General features: G+C 65.4%; 17 protein-coding genes, 4 tRNA genes and 5 pseudogenes. 20 read left to right on the forward strand and 6 right to left on the reverse strand.

All coding sequences use genetic code 11. The features are described from left to right. Nucleotides 1-264: 264 nt before the first annotated feature. Both glnA and ACHMW8_RS18935 read right to left on the reverse strand, forming a co-directional pair. Nucleotides 265-1,674, reverse strand: a complete 1,410-nt coding sequence (glnA, locus tag ACHMW8_RS18930; protein WP_125158583.1) for a type I glutamate--ammonia ligase — start codon at nucleotides 1,672-1,674, stop codon at nucleotides 265-267. Nucleotides 1,675-1,719: 45 nt separating this feature from the next. Next, a complete protein-coding gene (locus tag ACHMW8_RS18935; protein WP_125158582.1) occupies nucleotides 1,720-2,058 on the reverse strand; it encodes a P-II family nitrogen regulator in 339 nt (112 codons plus the stop codon). 234 nt (nucleotides 2,059-2,292) lie between these two features. Between ACHMW8_RS18935 and ACHMW8_RS18940 the strand changes: the two genes are divergently transcribed. From ACHMW8_RS18940 to ACHMW8_RS18965, 6 genes and pseudogenes are all read left to right on the forward strand, one after another. Further along, complete coding sequence (locus ACHMW8_RS18940) at nucleotides 2,293-3,843, forward strand: acetyl-CoA acetyltransferase (RefSeq protein ID WP_395443423.1); 1,551 nt, start codon at nucleotides 2,293-2,295, stop codon at nucleotides 3,841-3,843. A 3-nt stretch (nucleotides 3,844-3,846) separates the two neighbouring features. Beyond that, entirely contained in the window at nucleotides 3,847-4,410 is a 564-nt protein-coding gene (locus ACHMW8_RS18945) for a histidine phosphatase family protein (protein ID WP_395443424.1), read from the forward strand. 38 nt (nucleotides 4,411-4,448) lie between these two features. Then, nucleotides 4,449-5,889, forward strand: a pseudogene (locus tag ACHMW8_RS18950) (NAD(P)H-hydrate dehydratase). A gap of 12 nt (nucleotides 5,890-5,901) precedes the next feature. Further along, nucleotides 5,902-5,987 (forward strand) — tRNA-Leu (locus ACHMW8_RS18955). A gap of 188 nt (nucleotides 5,988-6,175) precedes the next feature. After that, a complete protein-coding gene (tig, locus tag ACHMW8_RS18960) occupies nucleotides 6,176-7,534 on the forward strand; it encodes a trigger factor (RefSeq protein WP_395443425.1) in 1,359 nt (452 codons plus the stop codon). A gap of 180 nt (nucleotides 7,535-7,714) precedes the next feature. Then, nucleotides 7,715-8,345: pseudogene (locus ACHMW8_RS18965) on the forward strand (ATP-dependent Clp protease proteolytic subunit). A gap of 84 nt (nucleotides 8,346-8,429) precedes the next feature. On the opposite strand, the gene ACHMW8_RS18970 reads toward ACHMW8_RS18965, so the two are convergent. Beyond that, nucleotides 8,430-9,101 (reverse strand): HAD-IB family hydrolase, encoded by a 672-nt coding sequence (locus ACHMW8_RS18970; protein WP_395443426.1) that lies wholly within the window; start codon nucleotides 9,099-9,101, stop codon nucleotides 8,430-8,432. A 338-nt stretch (nucleotides 9,102-9,439) separates the two neighbouring features. On the opposite strand from ACHMW8_RS18970, the gene clpX reads away from it, so the two are divergent. The 5 genes and pseudogenes from clpX to ACHMW8_RS18995 all read left to right on the forward strand — a co-directional run bounded on the left by clpX (nucleotide 9,440) and on the right by ACHMW8_RS18995 (nucleotide 15,591). Next, nucleotides 9,440-10,702, forward strand: a complete 1,263-nt coding sequence (clpX, locus tag ACHMW8_RS18975) for an ATP-dependent protease ATP-binding subunit ClpX (protein ID WP_125158575.1) — start codon at nucleotides 9,440-9,442, stop codon at nucleotides 10,700-10,702. A gap of 400 nt (nucleotides 10,703-11,102) precedes the next feature. After that, on the forward strand, nucleotides 11,103-13,502 hold the full coding sequence (lon, locus tag ACHMW8_RS18980) for an endopeptidase La (protein ID WP_125158574.1): 2,400 nt from the start codon (nucleotides 11,103-11,105) through the stop codon (nucleotides 13,500-13,502). Between the two features lie 142 nt (nucleotides 13,503-13,644). Beyond that, the gene (locus tag ACHMW8_RS18985) at nucleotides 13,645-13,923 is read left to right on the forward strand and encodes an HU family DNA-binding protein (RefSeq protein WP_125158573.1); all 279 of its coding nucleotides are present in this window, start codon (nucleotides 13,645-13,647) and stop codon (nucleotides 13,921-13,923) included. Between the two features lie 108 nt (nucleotides 13,924-14,031). After that, nucleotides 14,032-14,106 (forward strand) — tRNA-Val (locus ACHMW8_RS18990). A gap of 273 nt (nucleotides 14,107-14,379) precedes the next feature. Beyond that, nucleotides 14,380-15,591: pseudogene (locus ACHMW8_RS18995) on the forward strand (glycosyltransferase). On the opposite strand, the pseudogene ACHMW8_RS19000 reads toward ACHMW8_RS18995, so the two are convergent. The 3 genes and pseudogenes from ACHMW8_RS19000 to ACHMW8_RS19010 form a co-directional block, all read right to left on the reverse strand. Beyond that, nucleotides 15,588-16,581, reverse strand: a pseudogene (locus ACHMW8_RS19000) (LLM class flavin-dependent oxidoreductase). The pseudogenes ACHMW8_RS18995 and ACHMW8_RS19000 sit on opposite strands and share 4 nt — an antisense overlap. Nucleotides 16,582-16,663: 82 nt before the next feature. After that, a tRNA-Asp gene (locus tag ACHMW8_RS19005) sits at nucleotides 16,664-16,740 on the reverse strand. A gap of 71 nt (nucleotides 16,741-16,811) precedes the next feature. Then, a tRNA-Asp gene (locus tag ACHMW8_RS19010) sits at nucleotides 16,812-16,889 on the reverse strand. A gap of 313 nt (nucleotides 16,890-17,202) precedes the next feature. Between ACHMW8_RS19010 and ACHMW8_RS19015 the strand changes: the two genes are divergently transcribed. The 9 genes and pseudogenes from ACHMW8_RS19015 (at nucleotide 17,203) to nuoF (ending at nucleotide 22,842) form a co-directional block, all read left to right on the forward strand. Then, entirely contained in the window at nucleotides 17,203-17,580 is a 378-nt protein-coding gene (locus ACHMW8_RS19015) for an NADH-quinone oxidoreductase subunit A (protein WP_125158569.1), read from the forward strand. Further along, complete coding sequence (locus ACHMW8_RS19020; RefSeq protein WP_125158568.1) at nucleotides 17,550-18,152, forward strand: NADH-quinone oxidoreductase subunit B family protein; 603 nt, start codon at nucleotides 17,550-17,552, stop codon at nucleotides 18,150-18,152. The genes ACHMW8_RS19015 and ACHMW8_RS19020 overlap by 31 nt, the downstream gene beginning before the upstream one ends. Beyond that, nucleotides 18,149-18,761, forward strand: a pseudogene (locus ACHMW8_RS19025) (NADH-quinone oxidoreductase subunit C). Before ACHMW8_RS19020 ends, ACHMW8_RS19025 begins: the two are co-directional and overlap by 4 nt. 3 nt (nucleotides 18,762-18,764) lie before the next feature. After that, a complete protein-coding gene (locus tag ACHMW8_RS19030) occupies nucleotides 18,765-20,015 on the forward strand; it encodes an NADH-quinone oxidoreductase subunit D (protein WP_395443427.1) in 1,251 nt (416 codons plus the stop codon). Further along, a complete protein-coding gene (locus ACHMW8_RS19035; RefSeq protein WP_125158565.1) occupies nucleotides 20,012-20,344 on the forward strand; it encodes a nuclear transport factor 2 family protein in 333 nt (110 codons plus the stop codon). Before ACHMW8_RS19030 ends, ACHMW8_RS19035 begins: the two co-directional genes overlap by 4 nt. Next, nucleotides 20,341-21,030 carry an NADH-quinone oxidoreductase subunit NuoE gene (nuoE, locus tag ACHMW8_RS19040; RefSeq protein WP_125158564.1) on the forward strand — a complete coding sequence of 230 codons (690 nt, stop codon included), beginning with the start codon at nucleotides 20,341-20,343 and terminating at the stop codon, nucleotides 21,028-21,030. Before ACHMW8_RS19035 ends, nuoE begins: the two co-directional genes overlap by 4 nt. A 1-nt stretch (nucleotide 21,031) precedes the next feature. Continuing rightward, nucleotides 21,032-21,256 carry a hypothetical protein gene (locus ACHMW8_RS19045; protein ID WP_395443428.1) on the forward strand — a complete coding sequence of 75 codons (225 nt, stop codon included), beginning with the start codon at nucleotides 21,032-21,034 and terminating at the stop codon, nucleotides 21,254-21,256. Beyond that, nucleotides 21,253-21,519, forward strand: coding sequence for a hypothetical protein (locus ACHMW8_RS19050; RefSeq protein WP_395443429.1), 267 nt, complete (start codon nucleotides 21,253-21,255; stop codon nucleotides 21,517-21,519). The genes ACHMW8_RS19045 and ACHMW8_RS19050 overlap by 4 nt, the downstream gene beginning before the upstream one ends. A 3-nt stretch (nucleotides 21,520-21,522) precedes the next feature. Continuing rightward, on the forward strand, nucleotides 21,523-22,842 hold the full coding sequence (nuoF, locus tag ACHMW8_RS19055; protein ID WP_125158561.1) for an NADH-quinone oxidoreductase subunit NuoF: 1,320 nt from the start codon (nucleotides 21,523-21,525) through the stop codon (nucleotides 22,840-22,842).

A 22,842-nucleotide genomic window follows, 5' to 3' on the forward strand; every position in this document is an offset into this window, starting at 1 on the left:
GCCGACTCTGACCGGGGCGTTAACGGCGCTTCTGTTGCGCTGCGATAGGCGAAACAGCGGCCGTCGGGATATCTCGTCTTGATCGAAAACAGCTCTTTCGAGCCGATTACGTCGGTTATGTTGCGAAGTTGCGACAATTTTGTTCAGGCGGCGCCCACTAAGTAATAAGTCATTCTACTCGCGGAGCGGTCTGGCCTCGTGGCGTAAGAAAAAGGGCCGGAGATCGCTCTCCGGCCCCTGTCCTTGTTCTGAGCGCTTACGCGATCAGCACTTGTAGTACATGTCGAATTCGACCGGGTGCGGGTGCAATTGCAGGCGCATCACCTCTTCCATCTTCAGCTCGATGTAGCTGTCGATGAAGTCGTCATCCATGACGCCGCCGGCCTTCAGGAAGGCGCGGTCCTTGTCCAGGCTTTCCAGGGCTTCGCGCAGCGAGCCGCAGACTTCCGGGATTTTCTTCTGCTCGCGCGGCGGCAGATCGTAGAGGTTCTTGTCGGCGGCCGCGCCCGGGTCGATCTTGTTGATGATGCCGTCCAGGCCGGCCATCAGCAGGGCGACGAAGGTCAGGTAGGGGTTGCCCATCGGGTCCGGGAAGCGGGCTTCGATACGCTTGGCCTTCGGGCTGTCGACGTGCGGGATGCGGATCGAGGCCGAGCGGTTGCGCGAGCTGTAGGCCAGCTTCACCGGAGCTTCGTAGCCGGGCACCAGGCGCTTGTACGAGTTCGTCGTCGAGTTCGAGAACGCGTTGATGGCCTTGGCGTGCTTGATGATGCCGCCGATGTAGTACAGGCAGTCCTGCGACAGGCCGGCGTACTTGTCACCGGCGAACAGCGGCTTGCCGTCCTGCCAGATCGACTGGTGCACGTGCATGCCCGAGCCGTTGTCGCCGAACATCGGCTTGGCCATGAAGGTGGCCGTCTTGCCATAGGCCGCGGCGACGTTGTGGATGACGTACTTGTAGAGCTGCATCCGGTCGGCCATGACGACCATGGTGTCGAACTTCAGGCCGAGTTCGTGCTGGGCCGGGGCCACCTCGTGGTGGTGCTTTTCCGGCTTCATGCCCAGCTCGCCCATGACGGCCAGCATTTCGCCGCGCAGGTCCTGGCAGCTGTCGACCGGATTCACCGGGAAGTAGCCGCCCTTCGGACCCGGGCGGTGGCCCATGTTGCCTTCCGGATATTCCTTGGCCGAGTTCACCGGCAGTTCGCTCGAGTCATACGAGTAGCCGGTGCTGTTCGGCGAAACCGACCAGCGCACGTCGTCGAAGATGAAGAATTCGGCTTCAGGGCCGAAATAGACGGTGTCGCCCACGCCGGCCGACTTGACGTAGTTCAGGGCGGCCTTGGCGATCGAGCGCGGGTCGCGGTTGTAGGGGGTGCCGTCGTCCGGGTTCACGACGTCGCAGAACAGCGCCAGGGTGGTCTGCTGGTAGAAGGGGTCGATGATGGCGCTCGACAGGTCGGGGCGCAGCTTCATGTCCGACTCGTTGATGGCCTTCCAGCCGGCGATCGACGAACCGTCGAACATCGTGCCGTCGTTCAGGAAGTCATCGTCGACGAGATCGATGTCAAACGTGACGTGCTGCAGCTTGCCGCGCACGTCGGTGAAGCGGACGTCGACGTACTTTACGTCCTTTTCCTTGATCAGGTTCAGGATATCCTTGGCGGTGGTCATTCCGTATCCCCTTTGTAGGCTCTCTAAGCGTTTGACGATCCGGCCTTAGACGGCGGCCGGGCCGCTTTCTCCGGTTCGGATGCGGATCACTTCCGCGATGTCCGAGACGAAAATCTTGCCGTCGCCGATGCGGCCCGTACGGGCGGCGCGGGTGATGGCCTCCAGCGCGGGCTCCAGCTGGCTGTCCTCGACAACGACCTCCACCTTGATCTTGGGGAGGAAGTCCACGACGTACTCGGCGCCGCGATACAGTTCGGTGTGGCCCTTCTGACGGCCGTAGCCCTTGGCTTCTAGGACGGTCATGCCCTGGACGCCCATGTCCTGCAGGGCCTCCTTCACCTCATCCAGCTTGAACGGCTTGATGACGGCTTCGATCTTCTTCATCGGTTCCACTTTCGGGCCCGGGCGGCGAACCGCTTCACTGAGCGGGCAACCATCATGCTGACCGAAGCGCCGCAAGCGAGCGCCAGGGACATTTATGACCGTTTGGTTGTCTCGTGGGCATGTGTTCGAAGTTTGGGCGCCTGGCGCCCTGGAAATGTACATTTCTGGAATGGCCGCCAAATGGCCTTGCGGCATACGGTTTCGCGCCTACGATCGCGCCCAACGATCGTTTGAATGGGGGCGGATATGCGCGGCGACACACCGGTTTTGATCGGCGCGGGCCAATTCACGTATCGGGGCGACGCCGGAAATTCACCATCCCCCCTGGAACTGCTGAAAGTTGCGGCGGAACGCGCGGCGCTGGATGCCGGCCTCAAAGGGTCGGTTCTTGCCGATCTGGACGCTTTGGCGGTCGTGGCGTTCAGCATCGACGCGCCGGGAGGGTTGTCGAAGCTGCCGCTGCCTCGGCTGGCGGACCCGCCAGCCTCACTGGCGGGGGCTTTTTCAGCTTCGCCGGCCTGGAGCGTCTACACCGAGACCGGAGGCAACAGCCCTCAACAAGCGGTCAATGTCGTTTGCGAGCGGGTCGCGGGCGGCGAGTCGGAGTTCGCCCTGGTCACCGGGGCCGAGTTCCTGGGATCGCTGATGAAGCGGATGAAGGGCGGCCTCGGCTTCGAGGGTTGGGGCGACGACCTCGCCAGCACGCCGCGGCGGATCGGCGACCCGCGCCCGGGGGTGACCAAGCAGGAAGCCGCGCACGGTCTCGGCTATCCGGTAAACACCTATCCCCTGTTCGAAAACGCGCTGAGAGCGAGGGACGGGCGATCGCTGGAAGATCATCAGAAGCAGTTGGGCGAGCTCTTCGCGCCCTTCACCAAGGTCGCCGCCGCCAATCCCTACGCCTGGTTCCCGGTGGAGCGCTCGGCCGAGGAACTGGTCACCGTGACCGACCGTAATCGGATGATCGGATATCCGTACCCGAAGTACCTGAACGCCATCATGGAGGTCGACCAATCGGCGGCCGTCCTGATCGCCAGCGTCCGCAAGGCGCGCGAGCTGGGCGTGCCCGAGGATAAGTGGGTTTTCCTGCATGGCTGCGCCGACGCCTCGGACCTCTGGTATCCGTTGGAGCGTCAGGACTATCACTCCAGTCCCGCCATGCGCCTGACCGGCCAGCGGGCTCTGGAAATGGCCGGGATCGGCGTCGAGGATCTCGACCTTATCGACCTCTATTCCTGCTTTCCATCGGCGGTGCGGATCGGGGCCGAGGAGATCGGCCTGGCGCTGGACGACCCACGTGGCCTGACCATCACCGGCGGCCTGCCGTACTTCGGCGGGCCAGGAAACAACTACGCCCTGCACGCCATCGCCGAGATGGTCGGCAAGCTGCGCGAACGGCCCGGCGCCTATGGCCTGTCGACGGCCAACGGGTGGTTCCTGACCAAGCAGTCGGTGGGCATCTATTCGACCAGGCCGGTCGAAGGAAAGTGGGAGCGCCAGCCGCCGTCGGTGGTCCAGGCCCGGATCGGCGCCTTGCCGCATCCGGAGATCGTTGAGAACCCGCAAGGGCCGGCGACCGTCGAGACCTACACCGTCGTCCACGGCCGCGAGGGCGCGCGGATGGGCGTCATCATCGGCCGTGACGCGCAGGGGCGGCGCTTCGTGGCCCAGACGCCGGACGATCCGGAGGTGCTCCGCGACCTGGAAAGCTGCGAGGGGGTAGGGCGGACCGGCGTCGTCGGGCCCCATCCGGATGGCGTCCGCAACCTCTTCATTCCGGATTGAGTCATGACCCTGGTTCATGTGATCCGCCACGGAAAACCCGCCGCGACCTGGGGCGGCGCTGACGAGGATCCCGGTCTCGATACGACCGGTCACGCACAGGCCGTCGCCGTCGCCGAGGCGATCCTGGCTCTGCCCGAGCGGCCGACGCGCGTGGTGTCCTCGCCCCTGCGCCGCTGCCGCGAAACCGCCGAGCCGCTGGCGCGGGCGCTGGGCGTCGAATTGATCATCGACCCGCGCGTCGGCGAGATCCCGACTCCGGCGGCATTGTCGCACGAGGAGAGACCGGCCTGGCTGAAGCGGGCTTTCGAAGGCCGCTGGAGCGAGATCCAAGGGGACCTCGACTATGTCGCCTGGACGCAAGGCGTGGCCGCCGCTTTGCGCGAATACCCTGGCGCTGCGGTGTTCAGCCACTTCGTCGCCCTGAACGCGGCGGTTGGCGTCGCCACCGGTCGGGCCGAGGTCATGGCGTTTCGCCCCGATCATTGCTCGCGCACCGTGTTCGAGATCGACGGCGACGGCTTGATCCTGGTGGAGAAAGGGCGCGAAGCTCAGAGCCAAGTGCTTTGAAGGAGTAGGCGTGGCGCGAGATTCTGACCGTCGCCCAGATGGCCGCGGCCGACCGCGCCGCCGTCGAACACGGCACGCCGGTTCGCGCGCTGATGGAGCGCGCGGGCGAGGCCGTGGCCCAGGCTGTCAGGGCGCGTTACGCCCGGCGTCCCGTGGTGATCTGGTGCGGTCCCGGCGACAATGGCGGTGACGGCTATGTCGCCGCGCGGCATCTGCGCCGTCGCGGCTGGCAGGTGGTGGTCGAGGCCGCCTATCCGCCGTCCAGCGACGCCGCCCGCTGGGCCGCGTCGCGGTGGAAGGGCGAGGTGCGGTCGCTGTCGACCGATCTCGCGCCGGGCGTACTCTATATAGACGCCTTGTTCGGCGCCGGCCTGTCGCGGCCGCTGGAGGGGGAGGTCGAGCGCCTGGCGTGGGCCAGCCAGGAACAGCCGCTGACCATCGTCGCGATCGACACGCCCTCGGGGATTCATGGCGACACCGGACGTCCGCTGGGCGACGTCGCCTTCCGCGCCGACCTGACCGTCACCTTCCATCGCCGCAAGCCGGCTCACGTCCTGATCGAGGGGCGCAAGGCCTGCGGCGAGGTCGTGCTGGCCGATATCGGGCTGGGCCCCAGTGAGGGCGTGAACCTGTTCGAGAACGATCCGGATCTGTGGGGCAAGCGCTTTCCCTGGCCGGCGCTCGACGCCCACAAGCATACGCGCGGCCGGCTGAAGGTGATCAGCGGCGAGATGTCGGCGCACCGGCGCGGCGCGGCTGGCGGCGCGCGGGGGTCTGCGAGTTGGCGCCGGCGCGGTCACCGTGCTGTCGCCGCCGGGAGCCCTGGCGGTGAACGCCGCGCATCTCGAAGCGATCATGCTGGCTCCGTTCGGAGCGGAGGCCGACCTCGCCGTCGCCGCCGAGGAGGCCGATGCGGTGATCATCGGTCCGGCGGCCGGGGTGGGGGAGGCGACCGCCCGCAACCTGCAGGCCCTGGCCAGCACCGGCGCGGCCCTGGTTGTCGACGCCGACGCCCTGACCAGCTTCCGGCACGATCCGGAGAGCCTGTTCGCCTGCCTCGATCGCGACGACGTGTTGACGCCGCATCCAGGCGAGTTCGAGCGCGTCTTTCCAGGCCTGTTGGCCAAGTCCTTCGAACGTATCGCGGCGGCGCGGGAGGCTTCCAGGCGGGCAGGGGCGGTCGTGCTGCTGAAGGGACCCGACACCGTGGTCGCCGCGCCGGATGGCCGCGCCGCTGTGTCGCTAAATGGAACGCCATGGCTGGCCACCGCCGGTTCGGGAGATGTCCTAGCCGGCTTCATTGGCGGCTTGATCGCCCAGGGCATGGAGAGCTTCGAGGCCGCTTGCGCCGGGGCATGGATCCACGCCGAGTGCGGCGCCCGCCACGGTCCGGGTCTGATCGCCGAGGACCTGCCAGGCCTCGCGCCCGCTGTTCTCGCCGAACTCTACGGGCTTGCGCGGCCCGGCTCAAATCCGTAAGCCCGCACCCACGCGGATGTGGCGAAACTGGTAGACGCACCAGATTTAGGTTCTGGCGCCGAGAGGCGTGGAGGTTCGAGTTCCTCTCATCCGCACCACTCTTCTCACCGGGCCCTCCAGGCCTGGATGAGTTTTGTCGCCGCCGCTCTTGGATGCTCGCGCACGTCGTGACATAAGGGCGGTCTTTCGCCGCCCCCGGCTCTCGCGGGGCGGCGTCGATCTTTTGGACCCCCAGGGCGGAGCTCGGGCGCGCGGCGTCCCGGACCCGAGAAAATAAGAATTGTCGATGCAGATCGTTGAAAAGTCGGGCGAAGGCCTCAGCCGCGTTTTTAGCGTCACGGTGCCCGCGAGTGAACTGGCCACGCGCCTGGAAGCGCGTATCGCCGAAGTCGCTCCGCAGATGAACGTGAAGGGCTTCCGTCCGGGCAAGGTGCCTGCCGCTCACGTGCGCCGTCTGTACGGCAAGGGCTTGATGGGCGAAGTCATCGAGCAGGCGCTGAACGAGACCACCCAGAAGGTCCTCGACGAAAACAAGCTGCGTCCGGCTGGTCAACCCGAACTGAACCCGACGTCCGACATGGACAAGGTCATCGAAGGCGGTCTCGACCTGGCGTTTGACCTGGCGGTCGAGGTGATGCCCGAATTCGATCCGATCGACCCGACCACGATCGAACTCGTCAAGCCGGTCTACAAGGTCGGTGACGAGGAAGTCGACGAGGCCCTGGAAGAGCTGTCCAAGCAGGCGCGCACCTACGAGCCGCGCACCGGCAAGAGCCTGAAGGCCAAGGACGGCGACCAACTGCTGATCGACTTCGTCGGCACCATCGACGGCGTCGAGTTCGCCGGCGGCAAGGCCGAAGGCGCTGAACTCGTTCTGGGTTCGGGCCAGTTCATCCCGGGCTTCGAGGAACAACTGGTCGGCGCCAAGCCGGGCGACGAGATCGTCGTGAAGGTGAAGTTCCCGGAAGAGTACCAAGCCGCCGAACTGGCCGGCAAGGACGCTGAGTTCGCCACCAAGGTCACCGAAGTTCGCGCACCGGTCGACAGCAAGGCCGACGACGAGCTGGCCAAGCGCCTGGGCCTGTCGGACCTGGCCGCCCTGAAGGACCTGCTGCGCTCGAACCTGGGCAGCCGCTACGAGAACAGCTCGCGCTTCAAGCTGAAGCGCGCCCTGCTGGACGTCCTGGACACCAAGCACGACTTCGCCCTGCCGCCCCGCATGGTCGACGCCGAGTTCGCCGGCATCTGGCAACAGGTCGAGGCCGACAAGGCTCGCGGCGGCCTGCCGCCGGAAGACGCCGACAAGACCGAGGACCAGCTGAAGGACGAGTATCGCAAGATCGCCGAGCGCCGCGTGCGCCTGGGTCTGGTGCTCGCTGAAATCGGTCGCAAGAACGACGTGGTCGTCACCGACCAGGAACTGACCGACGCCATCATGCGCGAAGCTCGCCAGTACGGCGCTCAGGCTCAGCAGGTGTTCGACATGTACCGCCAGCGCGCCGACCTGCAGGCCGCTCTGCGCGCCCCGATCTACGAAGACAAGGTCGTCGACCTGATCTTCAGCAAGGCCAAGGTCGAGGAAAAGGAAGTCTCCAAGGACGAGCTCCTGGAAGAAGACGACCTGCCGGAAGGCTACGGCGGCTAAGGCCCGACTAGGCCGACGAAATCAAGGCGCGGCTCGCGAGGGTCGCGCCTTTTTCATAGCGCCACGAAATCGCCGGCTCCTTGCAACCTGTTAAGCGCCACGCGATATGCGGTAGCGACGGCGCGCGGGGGCTGAATTCGTTTTCGCGCCAGAGACACACGAAAAGGGTAATCCCCAATGATGCACGATCCGGTTTCGACGGCGATGAACCTGGTTCCGATGGTGGTCGAGCAGACCAGCCGTGGCGAGCGGTCCTACGACATCTTCTCGCGCCTTCTGAAGGAGCGGATCATCTTCCTGACCGGCCCCGTTCGAGGACGTGATGGCCAGCCTGATCTGCTCTCAGCTGCTCTTCCTGGAGTCGGAGAACCCCAAGAAAGAGATCGCCATGTACATCAACTCGCCGGGCGGCGTGGTGACGTCGGGCCTGGCGATCTACGACACCATGCAATACATCAAGAGCCCGGTCTCGACGGTGTGCATGGGCATGGCCGCCTCGATGGGCAGCCTCCTGCTGGCCGCCGGCGCCGCCGGTCAGCGCATCGCCCTGCCGAACGCCCGCATCATGGTTCACCAACCGTCGGGCGGCTTCCGCGGCCAAGCCTCGGACATCGAGCGCCACGCCGAGGACATCATCAAGACCAAGCGTCGCCTGAACGAGATCTACGTCAAGCACTGCGGCCGCAGCTATGAAGAGGTCGAGCGCACGCTGGACCGCGACCATTTCATGAGCTCGGACGAAGCCAAGGCGTGGGGCCTGGTCGACCACGTCTACGACACGCGAGAAGCCGCCGAGGCTGGCGCTGAATAAGCGAAAGCTCCGCTGGAACGAGAAAGCCGCCGATCTTGGGATCGGCGGCTTTTTTTGTTGCCTCATTGCCTGCGACAAATCCGCTCAGGTCGCGGGCTTGCCTCGAAAGACGCGGTAGCCCTTTTCGTCGGCGATCGCGAGCATCTCGGTGTCGCCGGAGGTGTCGCCATAGGCGGCCGTCAGGTGCACGTCAGGGCCGAAGACCTCGCGCAAGCGCTGCACCTTCTCCTTGGCCCGGCAGTTGTTCCCATCGAGCCCGCCCAGAATGCGGCCGTCTTCATTGGTCATCAGGCGCGTGCCGATCAACATGTCCGCGCCGAGGCCCCGAGCGAAGGGCGCGACGGTGATCTCGGGCGAGGCCGTGACGATAACAAGCTTCGCGCCCCTGGCTCGCCACGCACGCCAGACGGCCAGGGCGTCGGGACGCAGCAGGGCGCGGGCGTGAGTTTCGGCGAAGGCGCGGGCGTCGGTCTCGATCTGCGTGACCGTCGCGCCCCGCATGAACTCGCGGACCGCGGCGGCCTTGAGCTTGGCGCGGTTGCGGTCGAACACGTAGGCGATCAGCGATGGGGTCAGGCGGATGACGCCGCGCGTCCAGCGCCGGCCCGCGCGCCACTTCAGAAAGGCGTTGAAGCTGTCCTTGACCGTCAGTGTGCCGTCGAAGTCGAAGGCCACGAGCGCGGGCTCGTGGCCCATCTCGCCGGTCATCGGGCGCGACGCGCTCAAACCCTTGGCCATCCACGAACGCCTACCCATTGATCATCCCAAGAGCGCGCTGCCGCGCTCGACCTCCCATGCGATTCCTCGCCTCGTCATAAGGGGTTCCTCCGGCGGCGGTAAGGCCCAAGACGCTCGCCGCTTGCGCCGGCGCGCCAATCGCCCAAATTAGATGACGAGGCCATGACACGAACCGGCCGGTTTGGACGTTTGAGGCTTCAAAGGAGCCGCGAAGGGTTGTGAACCGCGCCCGGATCGGGGAATGTCAAGGATTAGACAACTCCCGGCGTATATCCTGTCTGCTTCGGTGGCGGTGTATGCGCTCGGAGGGGCGTCGCGGCGTTAAGCCGTGAGACGCCATAGTGTGAGAAGCGATCATGACGAAAGCCGCGAGCGGCGACACCAAGAGCACCCTGTACTGTTCTTTCTGCGGAAAGAGCCAACATGAGGTGCGTAAGCTCATCGCGGGACCGACGGTGTTCATTTGTGATGAATGCGTCGAGCTCTGCATGGATATCATTCGCGAAGAGCACAAGATCGCTTTCGTGAAGTCGAAGGACGGCGTTCCGACACCGCGCGAGATCTGCGAAGTCCTGGACGACTACGTGATCGGACAAGGGCACGCCAAGAAGGTGCTCGCGGTCGCGGTGCACAATCACTACAAGCGCCTGAACCACGCCGCGAAGAACAACGACGTCGAACTGGCCAAGTCGAACATCCTGCTGGTCGGTCCGACCGGTACGGGTAAGACGCTGCTGGCCCAGACCCTGGCCCGAATCATCGACGTGCCCTTCACCATGGCTGACGCCACGACGCTGACCGAAGCCGGTTACGTCGGTGAAGACGTCGAGAACATCGTGCTCAAGCTGCTGCAGGCCGCCGACTACAACGTCGAGCGCGCCCAGCGCGGCATTGTCTATATCGACGAGATCGACAAGATCAGCCGCAAGTCCGACAACCCGTCGATCACCCGAGACGTGTCGGGCGAAGGCGTGCAGCAGGCCCTGCTGAAGATCATGGAAGGCACCGTCGCCTCCGTGCCGCCGCAAGGCGGGCGCAAGCATCCGCAGCAGGAATTCCTGCAGGTCGACACGACGAACATCCTGTTCATCTGCGGCGGCGCGTTCGCCGGGCTCGAGAAGATCATCTCGGCGCGCGGCGCGGCCAAGTCGATCGGCTTCGGCGCCAAGGTGACCGATCCGGAAGAGCGCCGCACGGGCGAGATTCTGCGGAACGTCGAGCCCGACGATCTGCAGCGCTTCGGCCTGATCCCGGAATTCATCGGTCGTCTGCCGGTGGTCGCGACCCTGGAGGACCTCGACGAGCCCGCCCTGGTCAAGATCCTGACCGAGCCGAAGAACGCCTTCGTCAAGCAGTACCAGCGCCTGTTCGAGATGGAGAACATCGGCCTGACCTTCACGGAGGACGCCCTGCACGGCGTCGCCAAGAAGGCGATCGTGCGCAAGACCGGCGCGCGTGGCCTGCGTTCGATCATGGAAGGCATCCTGCTGGAAACCATGTTCGAGCTGCCCAGCTATGAGGGCGTTGAGGAGGTGGTGGTCAATGCGGAGGTCGTCGAAGGCCGCGCTCAACCGCTGCTGATCTACGCCGAGAAGAAGGGCGGGGCGGCTTCGGCCTAACCCTGCAAGCTTCATCGCGAAATCGAGGCGCGCCTTTTTTGGATAAAGGCGCGCCTTTTTCGTGGATCGGGGGTCATCGTAAACCTGTTGGACGACCCGTGAGGCTTCGGCGCCACTGTCAGCTTGAGCGAGCGAAACTCAAGAAAAGTCCGAGCCTTGGGCGAACTTGCCCCGCTTTCGGGATGTAGAGGCATGAGGGCGCCAGCTTCACCGGTCGCACGCGACTTGTCGCCGCTCTCAGGCGAGCGCGCTTGAACCCTGTTGTAAAACGTCCACATAAATAACGACCATCCGCCCAGTCCCGGGCGGACGGGTCGTTCGACTCAGGCGCATCGTCTGGTGTTACGGCGGCCCGCATGGCCAGGCGTTGGAAAGCGCCGAGGCCGGGAGTATTGAGCACATGTCCGAATTACGTACGCTTCCTGTCTTGCCGCTGCGGGACATCGTTGTGTTCCCGCACATGGTGGTGCCCCTCTTCGTGGGCCGCGATAAATCCGTGCGCGCCCTCGAGGAAGTGATGCGCGGCGACAAGCAGATCCTGCTCGTCACCCAAAAGAACTCGGCGGACGATGATCCGGCGCCGGGGGATATCTTCGACGTCGGCGTCCTGGCCACCGTCCTGCAGCTGCTGAAGCTGCCCGACGGCACGGTCAAGGTGCTGGTCGAGGGCAAGGGCCGCGCGGCCGTCGTGAAGTTCACCGACCAGGAGTCCTTCTACGAAGCCCAGATCGGCGAGGTCAGCGAGGACGAAGGCGCCGGCCCGGAGGCCGAGGCCCTGTCGCGCGCGGTCGTCGAGCAGTTCGAGAACTACGTCAAACTGAACAAGAAGGTGCCGCCGGAGGCCCTGGCGTCGATCCCGCAGATCGCCGAACCGGGCAAGCTGGCCGACAGCATCGCCGCCCACCTGTCGGTGAAGATCGGCGACAAGCAGCACCTGCTGGAAATCTTCGATGTCGTGAAGCGCCTGGAAAAGGTCTTCGCCCTGATGGAGGGCGAGATTTCGGTGCTGCAGGTCGAGAAGAAGATCCGCTCGCGCGTCAAGCGCCAGATGGAGAAGACCCAGCGCGAGTACTATCTGAACGAACAGATGAAGGCGATCCAGCGCGAGCTGGGCGACCCGGACGACTCGCGCGACGAGCTGATCGATCTCGAAAAGCGCATCAAGAAGACCAAGCTTTCCAAGGAAGCCCGCACCAAGGCCGAGAGCGAGCTGAAGAAGCTGCGCAACATGAGCCCGATGTCGGCCGAGAGCACCGTGGTCCGCAACTATCTGGACTGGCTGCTGTCGATTCCGTGGGGCAAGGCCAAGACCAAGAAGATCGACCTGGTGGAGGCCGAGCAGATCCTCGACGCCGACCACTACGGCCTGGACAAGGTCAAGGAACGGATCCTCGAGTACCTGGCCGTTCAGGCCCGGACCAACTCGCTGAAGGGCCCGATCCTGTGCCTCGTGGGTCCTCCCGGCGTCGGCAAGACGTCGCTGGGCAAGTCGCTGGCCAAGGCCACCGGTCGCGAGTTCGTGCGCATGAGCCTCGGCGGCGTGCGTGACGAGGCCGAGATCCGCGGTCACCGCCGCACCTACATCGGCTCGATGCCCGGCAAGGTCATCCAGTCGATGAAGAAGGCCAAGACCACCAACGCCTTCGTCCTGCTGGACGAGATCGACAAGATGGGCAGCGACTACCGCGGCGATCCCGCCTCGGCGCTGCTGGAAGTGCTCGATCCGTCGCAGAACTCGACGTTCGGCGACCACTACCTGGAGGTCGACTACGACCTGTCGCAGGTGATGTTCGTCACGACGGCCAACAGCCTGAACATGCCCCAGCCGCTGCTGGACCGCATGGAGATCATCCGCATCCCCGGCTACACCGAGGACGAGAAGCTGGAGATCGCCAAGCGGCACATCCTGCCCAAGCTGGCCAAGGACCACGGCCTGAAGCCGGCCGAGTTCATCGTTCCGGACAAGGCCATCCGCGACCTGATCCGCTACTACACCCGGGAAGCCGGCGTGCGGTCGCTGGAGCGGGAGCTGGGCGCCCTGGCGCGCAAGACCGTGCGTGACCTGGCGCGCGAGAAGCTGGCCTCGATCACCATCGACGACGAGCGTCTGGCCAAGTACGCGGGCGTCAAGAAGTACCGTTACGGTGAGACCGACGAAGTCGACCAGGTCGGCATCGTCACCGGTTTGGCCTGGACGGAATTCGGCGGCGACATCCTGACCATCGAAGCCGTGAAGATGCCGGGCAAGGGTCGCATGCAGATCACCGGCAACCTCAAGGACGTGATGAAGGAGTCGATCTCGGCGGCGAACAGCTATGTCCGCTCGCGGGCGACGCAGTTCGGCATCAAGCCGCCGATCTTCGAGAAGACCGACGTGCACATCCACGTGCCGGATGGCGCCACGCCCAAGGACGGTCCGTCCGCCGGCGCCGCCATGGGTCTGGCCATCGTCTCGGTGCTGACCGGCATCCCGATCCGCAAGGACATCGCCATGACCGGCGAGATCACCCTGCGCGGCCGGGTCACCGCCATCGGCGGCCTGAAGGAGAAGCTGCTGGCGGCCCTGCGCTCCGGCGTTAAGACCGTGCTGATCCCGCAGGAAAACGAGAAGGACCTCGTGGATGTGCCCCAGAGCGTCAAGGACGGCCTGGAAATCATCCCGGTCTCGACCATGGACGAGGTGCTCAAGCACGGTCTCACGGGGCCGCTGACGCCGATCGAATGGAGCGAGGCCGACGAGCCGATTGCTGCGACCGCGAAGAAGGATGAGGGCGACAGCGACGCTGTCCTTACCCACTAAACGCAACTAATCGTTGATAACTTAGGCGGCGCGGGAGATTTCCGCGCCGCTCTCGTTTGACGGGGCTTTTTCAGCCGCCATAATCCCCGCTGAGCCAAGCGCCGTAAGCAATAAACGGCGCTGCTCAGGCTGGGAGAAAAACATGACCACTAAAGCCGAGCTCGTTACGGCGATCGCCGAGAAGGCGGGCATCAACAAGAACCAGGCCAAGGACGCTCTGGAAGCCTTCATCGACGCCGTCACCGACTCGCTGAAGTCGGGCTCCGACGTTCGCCTGGTCGGCTTTGGCACCTTCAAGGCCGTGACGCGCGCCGCCGGCACCGCCCGCAATCCGCGCACGGGCGAGACGGTGAACCGTCCCGCGTCGAAGACCGCGCGCTTCCAGGTCGGCGAAGGCTTGAAGTCCTCGCTGAACGGCTAAAACCAGTTTCTCCGCTTTAAGAGGGGCGGGGCGTCGGAGACTGGCGCTCCGCCCCTTCGTTTTGCGCTATGCGTAGGCCTCGGCTCCGGCTAAAAGCGCCGGCCCAGAGGGCAGTTAGCTCAGCGGTAGAGCGTCTCGTTTACACCGAGAGGGTCGGGGGTTCGATCCCCTCACTGCCCACCACCTTGTCTCCCTTGATCATCGGTACAGTCTCCCCGCGTCCGGCCCCGCATTCCTGATGCGCGTGCGCCCGGAGGCGCTGGCCGCCGTCGAGCGTCTCGCAAACGCCGAGTTGCGTAGCGTGAATGCTGAGGTAGAAGTACTGTTGCGAGAAGCTCTTGGGCGACGCGGTGTGCCCCTGAATTCGTCCGGGAACGGCGAGGAACCGCGAATGTCGCAAAAGCTTTATCGTTCCAGGGCCGAATGGGGGGCCTAGAGTTACGATGAGGAATCGGTGTGACGGATACGAGATCGACCCGGCCGGTCGGCCTGCGCGGTTTTCCCTCCGATATTGCTCCGTCAACTGACGACGCGGTCCGTCTCGTCGACACCACCATGCTGTACGCGCCGCGCAGCGGCGGCGTGCGTCGCTATCTGGCTTCGAAGCGCGCATGGCTGGCCGCAAACCGTCCGGATGTTCGCCATACGCTGGTGGTGCCGGGCGCGCGCGATTCCTACGACGGGGCGGGGGCGAGTCTCGATCTACGCCGCGCCGCTGCCGTTTGGAGCCGGCTATCGCTGGCCCGTGGTCAAGGCCGCCTGGATGGACCGCCTGATCCGCCAGCGTCCCGACATCATCGAGGCGGGCGACCCCTATACGCCGGGCTTGGCGGCGCTACGCGCCGGCGACGCCCTCGGCGTGCCGGTCGTCGGTTTCTGCCACACCGATCTGGGCGCCCTGGCGGCTTTGCATATCGGCGAGTGGGCTGAAAAGCCGGTTCAGAAGCGCTGGGCGGCGATCTATCGCCAGTTCGACCAGGCCGTGGCGCCGAGCCGCTTCATCGCCGGCCGGCTGATCGAGGCCGGGGTGCATAACGCCATCGGTCTGCCGTTGGGCGTGGACACCGAGCTTTTCCATCCAGCCCGAGCGGATCGCGACGCTCTGCGCCGCCGCCTGGGCCTCGCGCCCGATGAGCGGCTATTGGTCTTCGCCGGCCGTCCGGCCCGCGAGAAGCGGCTGGACGTCCTGGTCGGCGCGGTCGAGCGGCTGGGCGCGCCCTACAAGCTGCTGTTCGTCGGCGCGGGCGGCGGCGCCCCGTCAGCGATCGCGCCCTCTGCCTGGACTATGTCCGCGACCCGGCCGAACTGGCCGGCGTGCTCGCCAGCTGCGACGCCTTCGTCCACGCCAATGACAACGAGCCGTTCGGTCTGATCGTTCTGGAGGCCATGGCCTGCGGTCTGCCCGTAGTCGGCGTCGCCGCCGGCGGGGTGGCCGAGTCGGTCGACCAAGAAGTCGGTCAGCTGGCGACACGGTCCGAACCCGCCGCCTTCGCCGAAGCGATCGAGGCCTTGTTCGCCCGTGATTTGGCCGCCGTGGGCGCCGCCGCTCGCCGCCGGGCCGTCGAGCGGCATGGCTGGGACGCGGTGTTCCGTCAGCTCTGCGCCATCTATGGCGGCTTGACGGGGCGCAGCGCCTTCGGCGGCGTGGCCCCTCAAAGGGACCACTAGGCTTTCAGGTTCGCCAGGATAGCGTAGCTGCGCTTGCGGGCGTCGTGGTCGTAGATCTGCGAGGCGAACATCAGCTCGTCGGCCTCCGTCAGCTTCAGCACTTGATCGATCTTGCGCTTCACGGTCTCGGGCGAGCCGATCGCCGAGTATTGGAAAGTGTGATCCAGGCCCGCCAGCTCGGCGGGGGAGGCGTGCTCACGGATATCGTCGACCGGCGGCGGCAGCAGCCCCGGGCGACCGCGTCGCAAAGCCAGGAACTGCTGCTGCGTCGAGGTCGCCAGACGAGCCGCCTCGGCGTCGGTGTCGGCGGCGCAGACGCCGATGCAGACCATGGCGTAGGGCTTGTCCAACACCTCCGACGGCTTGAAGTGGCGACGATAGAGCAGGAGGGCGTCCAGCAAGGAGTTCGGGCGCGAAGTGGGCGGCGAAGGCGAACGGCAGGCCCAGGGCAGCGGCCAGCTGCGCGCCCCAGGTCGAGGAGCCCAGCAGCCAGATCGGCACGTCCTGGCCTTCGCCGGGCACGGCGCGGATGCTCTGATCCGGATCGGCCGGCTTGAACCAGTGCTGCAGCTCGACGACGTCCTGGGCGAACGAATCGACCGCCCCGGCGTAGCGGCGCAGGGCCCGCATCGTGGCCTGATCCGTGCCCGGCGCGCGGCCCAGGCCCAGATCGATTCGGCCCGGATAGAGGGCGGCGAGGGTGCCGAACTGTTCGGCGACCATCAGCGGGGCGTGGTTGGGCAGCATGACGCCGCCCGAACCGACCCGAATCGTCGTCGTGCCGCCGGCCACGTAGCCGATAACGACCGCCGTCGCGGCCGAGGCGATTCCGGGCATGTTGTGATGTTCGGCCAGCCAGTAGCGGTGGAAGCCGAGAGATTCGGCGTGTCGCGCCAGATCCAGGCTGTTTTCGAGGGCTTGGCCGACGGGCGTTCCTTGCGGAACGGGCGCGAGGTCGAGGACGGAGAACGGCGGGTAAGCGGATGTCATGTCCGCTACATGGCGTGCGAATACGGCAACTCAAGTCGTTGCCGAAGCCATTGTCGATTTGAGAGGAAGAACCACCGGACGGTGGCGCGAATGACGGGACTCGAACCCGCGACCTCCGGCGTGACAGGCCGGCGCTCTAACCAACTGAGCTACATCCGCGTCGTGCGCCTGGGCGCGACGGTCGTCCGTAGACCGAGGGGAGGGTGCGGTCCTACCCCTTTTTCAAGGGGTGGCGCGAATGACGGGAACTCGAACCCGCGACCTCCGGCGTGACAGGCCGGCGCTCTAACCAACTGAGCTACATCCGCATATCCCTTCGCCGAAGCGAAAGTGCGACCCGCCCTGCGGCGAGGGGCGTCTGATATGTCGGGCGAAGACTCGTGTCAACGGCCATATCGAAGAAGCGTCAAATAGCCCGCCGGGCCTGGGTGATTTCATGTGGATGGAGCGGAGCGGCAGCGCTGCGCCGGTCCTTTCAGGCATTCGCCAAAGCCTTGGCGCGCAATCGATCGCCGTTAGCGGAAACAGTTCCAGTTGCGATCGTTTCTCAATGTGCTTCGGGGTGTTTGAAGCGCTGGCGACAGTGGGCTACAACCCGCTCGATTCAAGCCAAGGGCTGTCATGACCGCCTTCCTTCTCCAGTACCTGCCGATCGTGATCTTCCTAGGGATCGCGGCGGCCATCGGCATCGTCTTCATTCTGGCGGCCGCCGTGCTCGCGCCGAAGGCGCCGGACCCGGAAAAACTGTCCGCCTACGAATGCGGCTTCAACGCCTTCGACGACGCGCGCATGAAGTTCGACGTCCGGTTCTATCTGGTGTCGATCCTCTTCATCATCTTCGACCTGGAAGTCGCGTTCCTGTTCCCCTGGGCGGTCACGCTGATGAAGCTGCCGCACGACGTGGCCCAGTTCGCCTTCTGGTCGATGATGACCTTCCTGGGCGTGCTGACCGTCGGCTTTATCTACGAATGGAAGAAGGGCGCCCTCGAATGGGAGTGATCGTTCCCGCCAACTCGTCCTCGGTTCCGGCGCTGTCCGGCGGCCGTTCGACGGTCGAGGGTTATGACCCCAAGCTGCATGACCCGTTCTTCGACGGCGTCTCGCAACAGCTGGCCGACAAGGGTTTCATCACGGCTGCGGCCGACGACCTGATCACGTGGGCGCGCACCGGCTCGCTGATGTGGATGACGTTCGGCCTGGCGTGCTGCGCGGTCGAGATGATGCACTCGGCCATGCCGCGCTATGACCTGGAGCGCTTCGGCTTCGCGCCGCGCGCCAGCCCGCGTCAGTCGGACGTGATGATCGTCGCCGGCACCCTGACCAACAAGATGGCTCCGGCTCTGCGCAAGGTCTACGACCAGATGCCAGAGCCCCGCTACGTCATCTCGATGGGCAGCTGCGCCAATGGCGGCGGCTACTATTATTACAGCTACAGCGTCGTGCGCGGCTGCGACCGCGTGGTGCCGATCGACATCTACGTGCCGGGCTGCCCGCCGACGGCCGAGGCCCTGGTCTACGGCGTGCTGCAGCTCCAGAAGAAGATCCGTCGCACGGGGACGATCGAGCGATGAGCCAAGACCTCGAGGCCCTGGGCCAGGACATCGTCGCCCGCGCGCCCGGCGTGCTGGGCCATTCGGTGGCGTTCGGCGAGCTGACGATCGTGGCCAAGGCCGCGACTGTGGTCGAGACCCTGACCTTCCTGCGCGACGACGCGGCCTGCCGCTTCCACCAACTGGTCGACCTGACGGGCGTGGACTATCCGGAGCGCGCCGCGCGCTTCGACGTCGTCTATCACCTGCTGTCGATGGTGAAGAACACGCGCATCCGCCTGAAGGTGATGACGGACGAGGACTCGCCGGTTCCCAGCGCCACGCCGGTGTTCCCGGTCGCCGACTGGTTCGAGCGCGAGGCGTTCGACATGTTCGGCATCTTCTTCGAAGGCCATCCGGACCTGCGCCGGATCCTGACCGACTATGGCTTCCATGGCCATCCGCTGCGGAAGGACTTCCCCATGACCGGTTATGTGGAAGTGCGCTACGACGACGAGCTCAAGCGCGTCGTCTACGAACCCGTCAAGATCACCGAGTTCCGCGCTTTCGATTTCCTGTCTCCGTGGGAGAGGCGCCAAGTACGCCCTGCCGGGCGACGAGAAGGCCGAGAAGCGGGCAGGGGACGCTTAAGTCATGACTGGCACGAACGCGCCCGCCGCGGCGACCGACTTCTTCCGTGACGAGGCCACGGTTCCGGCGATCCCGGAAACGCCCGTCCGCAAGTTCAACATCAACTTTGGCCCGCAGCACCCGGCCGCCCACGGCGTTCTGCGCCTGGTGCTGGAGCTGGACGGCGAAATCGTCGAACGCGTCGATCCGCACATCGGCCTGCTGCATCGCGGCACCGAGAAGCTGATGGAAGCGCGGACCTACCTGCAGAACATCCCGTACTTCGACCGCCTCGACTACGTGGCGCCGATGAACCAGGAGCATGCGTTCTGCCTGGCCATCGAGAAGCTGCTGGGCGTCGAGGTGCCCAAGCGCGGCCAGATCGTGCGCGTGCTGTTCTGCGAGATCGGCCGCATCCTCAATCACCTGCTGAACGTGACGACCCAGGCCATGGACGTCGGCGCTTTGACGCCGCCGCTCTGGGGCTTCGAGGAGCGCGAGAAGCTGATGGTATTCTACGAGCGCGCCTGCGGCGCTCGCCTGCACGCCAACTATTTCCGTCCGGGCGGCGTCCACCAGGACCTGACTCCCAGCCTGATCGACGACATCGAGACCTGGGCGAAGGCGTTCCCCAAGATCTGCGACGACATCGAAGGCCTGATCACCGACAACCGCATCTTCAAGCAGCGCAACGTCGACATCGGCGTCGTGACCAAGGAAGACGCCTGGGCCTGGGGCTTCTCGGGCGTGATGGTGCGCGGTTCGGGCATCGCCTGGGACCTGCGCCGCAACCAGCCGTACGAGAACTACAACGAGTTCGAGTTCGACATCCCGCTGGGCAAGAACGGCGACTGTTACGACCGTTATCTCTGCCGCATGCAGGAGATGCGTGAGTCCACGAAGATCATCCTGCAGGCCGTCGCCATGCTGCGCGCCACGCCGGGACCGGTGCTGACCGAGGACAACAAGGTCAGCCCGCCGCGTCGCGCCGAGATGAAGCGCTCGATGGAAGCCCTGATCCATCACTTCAAGCTCTACACCGAAGGCTTCAAGACGCCGGAAGGCGAGGTCTACGCGGCGGTCGAGGCGCCCAAGGGCGAGTTCGGCGTCTACCTGGTCAGCAATGGCACGAACAAGCCGTACCGCTGCAAGATCAAGGCGCCGGGCTTCTCGCACCTGGCGGCCATGGACTGGATGAATCGTGGCCACCAGCTGGCCGACGTCTCGGCCATCCTGGGCTCGCTCGACATCGTGTTCGGCGAGGTCGACCGGTGAGCCTGGAAGCGATCGCCCAAGCTCAACTGGACGCCTACAACGCCCAGGACCTGGACGCGCACTGCGCCCACTTCGCAGACGACGTCGTCGTCGCGGGGCTGAACGGCGATGTGGCGCGCACGGGGCTCGACGCCTATCGCGCCTTCTACGCCAAGACCTTCGCCGAATTCCCCAGGAACCAGGCGAAGCTGCTGAACCGCATCGTGGTTGGTTCGAACGTGATCGACCATGAGCATGTCGACCGCGGCAACGGTGACGCGCCGTTCCAGGTCGCCGCCATCTACACCTTCAAGGGCGACAAGATCGTCCGCGTGGATTTCGCCCGATGAGTGTTCGTCGTCTCGCCAAGGAACAGCCGGCCAGCTTCGCCTTTTCCAAGGACAGCCAGGCCAAGGCCGACTGGTGGAAAGCCAAGTATCCCGCCGCCCGCAAGCAGTCGGCGGTGATCCCGATGCTGTGGCTGGCCCAGAAGCAGGAAGGCTGGATTTCCGAGCCGGCGATCCAGGAGATCGCCAAGCAGCTCGAGATGCCGGTCATCCGCGTGCTGGAAGTGGCCACCTTCTACGTGATGTTCCAGCTGCAACCCGTCGGCAAGGTCGCCTTCGTGCAGCTTTGCGGCACCACGCCGTGCCAGCTGCGCGGCGCGCTGGACCTGAAGGCCGTGCTGAAGGCCAAGATCGGCGACGCCAACCACGTCTCGGCCGACGGCAAGTTCAGCTGGGAAGAGGTCGAATGCCTGGGCGCGTGCTGCAACGCGCCGATGGCCGCGATCAATGATTACTATTACGAGGACCTGACGCCGGAGAGCCTGGCCCAGATCTTGGACGACTTCGCGGCCGGCAAGGACCCGAAGCCTGGCAGCTACGACGGCCGCGGCGCCTCGGAGCCGAAGGGCGCGATCCACACCCTGACCGACCCGAAGCTGTACGACGGCTCGTACGCCAAGAAGATCAAGATCCCGAACCTGCCCGAGAAGCCCAAGGCTTCCAAGGCGAAGTCGGAGCCGACCGCCTAACATGACCGCCGACGCCGCCCTGCAGAAGAAGCGCCTGACCGCGATGCTTGTCATCAACGCGGTCTGCTTCGTGCTGGCTGGCGTCGCGATCTATGGCGCGGTGTCGCTGCGGATCGACTGGCTGCGGCTGGTCTTCCTGGGCGCCATCATCGCGGGCCTGGGCTCGCACGTCTGGTTCATCCTGGGCTGGATGCGCGGATCCAAGGGAGAGGGGGCTTCGTCATGATCGACGACAGCGAACTCAACCTCCGCCGCGCGGCCTACGCCGACACCATCCGGGGCCTCCATCGCCGTGAACGCGGCGTTGGCTTCGTGGCCTGCCTGCTGGGCGCGATCCTGCTGATCTGGGGTCGCACGGTGCAAGGCGCGCCGTTCTGGGCGGTCGTCGCCGGTCTCGTCACGATTGGCGCCGGCTGGCTGCTTTTCGCCTATGTCATCATTCGTCGGACGCGCTATGTGCGCGCCCATCCATTCGATCCGCAAAGCTGAGTCATGGTCGGTATCCTCGAAGACAAGGACCGCATCTTCACGAACCTCTACGGTCTCCACGATTGGGGCCTCGAGGGCGCGAAGAAGCGCGGCTGCTGGAATGGCACCAAGGACATCCTGGACGCCGGGCGCGACTGGATCATCGACAACATGAAGAACTCCGGCCTGCGCGGCCGGGGCGGGGCGGGCTTCGGCACCGGCCTGAAGTGGTCGTTCATGCCCAAGGAAGTGAAGGACGGTCGTCCGCACTACCTGGTCGTCAACGCCGACGAATCCGAGCCGGGCACCTGCAAGGATCGGGAGATCATGCGGCATGATCCGCACCTCCTGATCGAAGGCTGCCTGATCGCCTCGCGCGCCATGCTGGCCCACGCCTGCTACATCTACATCCGCGGCGAATACGTCCGTGAGCGCGAAGTGCTGGAAGAAGCCATCAAGCAGGCCTACGAGGCCAAGCTGATCGGCAAGAACAACGTCCACGGCTGGGACTTCGACCTCTACGTTCACCACGGCGCAGGCGCCTATATCTGCGGCGAAGAGACGGCCCTGCTGGAAAGCCTGGAAGGCAAGAAGGGCCAGCCGCGCCTGAAGCCGCCGTTCCCGGCCGGCGCCGGCCTCTACGGCATGCCGACCACGGTCAACAACGTCGAGAGCATCGCCGTCGCCGGCACCATCCTGCGTCGCGGCGCCGCCTGGTTCGCCGGCTTTGGCCGTCCGAACAACGCCGGCACCAAGCTGTTCTGCGTCTCGGGCCACGTGAACCTGCCCTGTAACGTCGAAGAAGCCATGAGCATCCCCTTCCGTCAGCTGATGGAAGATCACTGCGGCGGCATCCGGGGCGGCTGGGGCAACCTCAAGGCCGTCATCCCTGGCGGTTCGTCCGTGCCGATGATCCCGGCCGAGCAGTGCGAAGACCTGCCGATGGACTTCGACGCCCTGCGGAACCTGAAGTCGGGTCTCGGCACGGCCGCCGTTATCGTCATGGACAAGTCGACCGACTTGGTTCGCGCCATCGCCCGCCTCTCGTACTTCTACAAGCACGAGAGCTGCGGCCAGTGCACGCCCTGCCGCGAAGGCACGGGCTGGATGTGGCGCGTCATGGAGCGCATGGCGACCGGCGAGGCCGATCCGAAGGAGATTGACACCCTCCTGGACGTCACGACCCAGGTCGAGGGTCACACCATCTGCGCCCTGGGCGATGCGGCCGCCTGGCCGATCCAGGGTCTGTTCCGCCACTTCCGCCACGAGGTGGAGGAGCGGATCGCTTCCTATCGTAGCGGTCGCCTGCACGTGCAGGGCGCCAAGCTGATCGCGGCGGAGTAA

The organism is Caulobacter sp. UC70_42 (genome assembly GCF_044056025.1).
Classification (GTDB): Bacteria; Pseudomonadota; Alphaproteobacteria; order Caulobacterales; family Caulobacteraceae; genus Caulobacter.

Bases quoted from the DNA above. Each gene is read 5' to 3' on its own strand.
- ACHMW8_RS19020 (WP_125158568.1), top strand. From the start codon at position 17,550: ATGGAAGAAGGGCGCCCTCGAATGGGAGTGATCGTTCCCGCCAACTCG.
- glnA (WP_125158583.1), bottom strand. From the start codon at position 1,674: ATGACCACCGCCAAGGATATCCTGAACCTGATCAAGGAAAAGGACGTA.
- tig (WP_395443425.1), top strand. From the start codon at position 6,176: ATGCAGATCGTTGAAAAGTCGGGCGAAGGCCTCAGCCGCGTTTTTAGC.
- ACHMW8_RS19045 (WP_395443428.1), top strand. From the start codon at position 21,032: ATGACCGCCGACGCCGCCCTGCAGAAGAAGCGCCTGACCGCGATGCTT.
- lon (WP_125158574.1), top strand. From the start codon at position 11,103: ATGTCCGAATTACGTACGCTTCCTGTCTTGCCGCTGCGGGACATCGTT.
- nuoE (WP_125158564.1), top strand. From the start codon at position 20,341: ATGAGTGTTCGTCGTCTCGCCAAGGAACAGCCGGCCAGCTTCGCCTTT.
- ACHMW8_RS19030 (WP_395443427.1), top strand. From the start codon at position 18,765: ATGACTGGCACGAACGCGCCCGCCGCGGCGACCGACTTCTTCCGTGAC.
- ACHMW8_RS18935 (WP_125158582.1), bottom strand. From the start codon at position 2,058: ATGAAGAAGATCGAAGCCGTCATCAAGCCGTTCAAGCTGGATGAGGTG.
- ACHMW8_RS19015 (WP_125158569.1), top strand. From the start codon at position 17,203: ATGACCGCCTTCCTTCTCCAGTACCTGCCGATCGTGATCTTCCTAGGG.
- ACHMW8_RS18985 (WP_125158573.1), top strand. From the start codon at position 13,645: ATGACCACTAAAGCCGAGCTCGTTACGGCGATCGCCGAGAAGGCGGGC.
- ACHMW8_RS18940 (WP_395443423.1), top strand. From the start codon at position 2,293: ATGGGGGCGGATATGCGCGGCGACACACCGGTTTTGATCGGCGCGGGC.
- nuoF (WP_125158561.1), top strand. From the start codon at position 21,523: ATGGTCGGTATCCTCGAAGACAAGGACCGCATCTTCACGAACCTCTAC.
- ACHMW8_RS18970 (WP_395443426.1), bottom strand. From the start codon at position 9,101: ATGGGTAGGCGTTCGTGGATGGCCAAGGGTTTGAGCGCGTCGCGCCCG.
- ACHMW8_RS18945 (WP_395443424.1), top strand. From the start codon at position 3,847: ATGACCCTGGTTCATGTGATCCGCCACGGAAAACCCGCCGCGACCTGG.
- ACHMW8_RS19050 (WP_395443429.1), top strand. From the start codon at position 21,253: ATGATCGACGACAGCGAACTCAACCTCCGCCGCGCGGCCTACGCCGAC.
- clpX (WP_125158575.1), top strand. From the start codon at position 9,440: ATGACGAAAGCCGCGAGCGGCGACACCAAGAGCACCCTGTACTGTTCT.